The organism is Thauera phenylacetica B4P, assembly GCF_000310225.1.
In the GTDB taxonomy this organism is placed as follows: domain Bacteria; phylum Pseudomonadota; class Gammaproteobacteria; order Burkholderiales; family Rhodocyclaceae; genus Thauera; species Thauera phenylacetica.
This window is the reverse complement of the sequence record NZ_AMXF01000554.1, coordinates 1-720: the sequence shown is the minus strand read 5'-3', so window position 1 is coordinate 720 and position 720 is coordinate 1. Positions and strand designations below refer to the sequence as shown.

At 76.8% G+C, this 720-nt stretch carries 1 protein-coding gene; it reads right to left on the bottom strand.

The annotated features are described in order from the left end of the window. Nucleotides 1–720: alpha-E domain-containing protein (locus C667_RS23640; protein WP_004391621.1), on the bottom strand; the 720-nt coding region annotated here is incomplete at both ends.

Sequence of the window (720 nt, the reverse complement as noted above, 5' to 3'; positions counted from 1 at the left end):
CCGCGCGGCCGCGCGCGCCGGCGAGCTCGTGCACGAAGCAGTCGCACAGCGCGAGCGCTTCGAGCGCGGCCAGGCGTTCGCGCAGCGGCGCGGCGAGCGCGGCGCCGTCGGGCAGCAGGGCCACGTGCTCGGCGAGCGAGTCGAGCTGGTAGCGCAGCGCACGCGGGTTGTCGCCGTCGAGCATCACCAGCTCGGCCACCGGCTGCGGCGCCAGGCCACGGGCATGGCGGCTGCGGTAGCGCAGCTCGGCATCGGTGATGGCGAGCAGCACCTTCAGCCCGCCTTGCGCGGGCTCGAGCAGCAGCGCCGACAGCGCGGCGGCGAGGAACTGCAGGCGCTCGATGCGCCGCCCGATCGACAGGAAGCGCCAGCCGGCATCGCGCGGCATGCTCTCGATGACGAAGCCCGACAGCGTCACCAGCGACAGCAGCGACTCGTCCAGGCGCTGCATCGCCTCGCCCACGCGGGGGGCCTGCGCCGGCGCCGCGGCGAACGCCGACAGGCGGTTGTAGATGCGCCAGCTGTCCGGCGACAGGCGGTCGCGCACCAGGGCGGCGAGGCGCAGCACCTGGCGCAGGTTGGCCACCACGCTGCCGGGCTGGGCGGGGTCGAAGAGCGCCGCGGCGAGCGCTGCAGGCGGTGGGAGTGGGTCCGCGGCGGGCGTCGGCGCGGCGGACACGCAGGCCGCAGGGGTCTGCGCCGCGGCGGCGGCCGTGGCCA